The organism is Treponema endosymbiont of Eucomonympha sp., assembly GCF_001028545.1.
This window is the reverse complement of record NZ_BBPW01000120.1, coordinates 1-2,130: the sequence shown is the minus strand read 5'-3', so window position 1 is coordinate 2,130 and position 2,130 is coordinate 1. Positions and strand designations below refer to the sequence as shown.

General features: G+C 54.7%; 4 protein-coding genes. All 4 read left to right on the top strand.

Annotated elements, in window-relative coordinates:
* Positions 1-160 precede the first annotated feature (160 nt).
* The 4 genes from AWU74_RS05160 to AWU74_RS05140 all read left to right on the top strand — a co-directional run bounded on the left by AWU74_RS05160 (position 161) and on the right by AWU74_RS05140 (position 2,078).
* On the top strand, positions 161-436 hold the full coding sequence (locus AWU74_RS05160; RefSeq protein WP_062328307.1) for a BrnA antitoxin family protein: 276 nt from the start codon (positions 161-163) through the stop codon (positions 434-436).
* A 477-nt stretch (positions 437-913) separates the two neighbouring features.
* Entirely contained in the window at positions 914-1,165 is a 252-nt protein-coding gene (locus AWU74_RS05150; RefSeq protein WP_062328301.1) for a hypothetical protein, read from the top strand.
* A gap of 221 nt (positions 1,166-1,386) precedes the next feature.
* Positions 1,387-1,734 carry a TRL domain-containing protein gene (locus AWU74_RS05145; RefSeq protein WP_062328298.1) on the top strand — a complete coding sequence of 116 codons (348 nt, stop codon included), beginning with the start codon at positions 1,387-1,389 and terminating at the stop codon, positions 1,732-1,734.
* 164 nt (positions 1,735-1,898) lie between these two features.
* On the top strand, positions 1,899-2,078 hold the full coding sequence (locus AWU74_RS05140; protein WP_187150857.1) for a hypothetical protein: 180 nt from the start codon (positions 1,899-1,901) through the stop codon (positions 2,076-2,078).
* Positions 2,079-2,130: the final 52 nt, after the last annotated feature.

Below are 2,130 nucleotides of genomic sequence, written 5' to 3'. Positions count from 1 at the left end.
CGCCACTCCCCCGCGTTTCCCTGCCTGTCCGGGCAACAGTTCTTTTATCCGTTCCCACGCCTCGTCGCTTATATCGTGCCGGTGAATGCCTTCATTTCTTTTCATGCTTCTATTTTACCTCTTTTCCCCTATCCAGTCCACACTACCTAGCGCGGAAGAGTTGCTGCGCATAAGAAATGAATTGAGCGAAACGGATAAACACCCGATAAACTTTGACGATTGTCCGGAGCTTTCACCGGAGGCTCTCAAAGAGTTCGCGTTCATGGCGGCGGAACGAAACAGGCACAGAAAACGGCAATCCGTTATTATCCGCCTTGACCCCGTATACCTTTCAAAATACAAGGCTCTTGGCGAGGGATACGCCAACATAATGGCGGACGTATTGTCATACGCCGCCGACAATCCCGAACTTTTGACCCGTGCAAGCACCCGATAATTTCAAAGTATCGCTCCGTCAAACCGCTTCCCCTTGACGGCACAGCGCTTGTGGAAAGCTTTTGCAAAGCACTGTGTGAAGGTACGCGCAAGCCGACTGCAAGGGTACGTGCCCGCACTGTGAGGCGACAGCCCCGCTGGGAACGCCGCACCCGCGGCGCACAGGGCGTGCGGGCGAAGAGCAGCGAGGCTGTCGCCGCGGCTACCGTTGGGCGTTACCGAAATGGAGAGAAAAGGAACGGGCTTTGCCTGTTCCTTTTCTTGTCTCATAGGGAAAGCGACGTTCCCCGTAGGCAAGGTCCGAGTTTTCTGAAAAAACTCTGCATATAGGCTTTGCCTTTATGTTTTCACCTATGGGCAAAGGCAGAGAGGCAAGCGCCGAAAGGGAGAGAAAGGGAACGGGCTTTGCCCGTTCCCTTTCTTGTCTCATAGGGGAAGCGGTTTTGCCGCTTTCCCTATGACGGCGTACAGGCAGGATATGGCGGCAAAACGCTTGTATTACATAAAGATACACGGCGTAAAGGCAAAGCCGGACGCGACCCGCGGCGGCGTTTTTGCGCCGCTCGCAAGGTTTTATGAGCGACTCATACAATTTTATGCGTCGCTCACAAAATTTTATGCGCCGCTCACAAAATTTTATGCGTCGCTCACAAGGTTTTATGCGCCGCTCGCAAGGTTTTTTGCGCCGCTCATAAAATTTTATGCGTGGCTCGCAGGACCTTGCGAGTAACTCGCGGGACCTTGCGGGCGGCTCATAAAGCTGTATGAGCGGGTCGTTTGACGCCGCGTTTCCGCAAAATTACTTATTGACAGGGCGCGGAACACATTATACAGCGGCGAATATGTTTTCCGGTATTCGCGGGGAGCAGGCGGGAAGGCAGACGAGGTCGTGTACCGACGCGCCGCCGTCGGTTTCCCTATCTCAAGAACCGGAACACAAGGGAGAGAACTATGAAGAAAAGAAACGTGCGGACCGCGGCGGCTCCAGCCGCCGTCATTGCGGGCGCGCTGACATTCGCGCTGGCAACGGCTGGGTGCGTGTCAGTCCAAGCAAGGTCAGGGTTTATGGACGGATATAAACCGCTGACGATTGTAAGCGTCGTGAACGCGAATTCAATAAAAACCGGTAAACTGACAACCTTTGTTTGGTTACACGTATTTGGAACAAGCGCGTATCCAGCTATTGCTGACGTTGCGAAGGAAAGCGATATTACAAAAGTCGCTACTGTGGAGTATTATATAAGGCGCGGTCCTTTAGGTCTTTGGACAGAATACACAACAGTAGTGACCGGAGAATAAATATAAACGGTCATGCCTCGGCGTCCTCCTCCGCACGCATCCGTCACGCATACGCGGGTATACGCAAGCCCGCGGGAGGCGCGCCGGTTTTGCCGCTACCCTATATGTCGTTGCCCTTCCGGGCAGCGCCGAACATTTTGACTTTTTTGCCGCCCGCCGCTAGCATGTCTCCATTAGGCGGCGAGGCTGCGCGCGGCTCCGGCTTGCGGGAAGCGCCCGCGCCGTTAGGCGGCGGGCGTTCCGCGCACTTGGATTACGGCTTTAACGCCGTATCGGGCACGTCCTTTGGACCTCCATACCCGAACGGCAAGGCGACAGAAGCGGGCGGGACGGGAGTTTGTTAGGTTGCTCTCATCCTTATGTCCGCAGGAAGGGGTACACGCATGAAAAAATTCG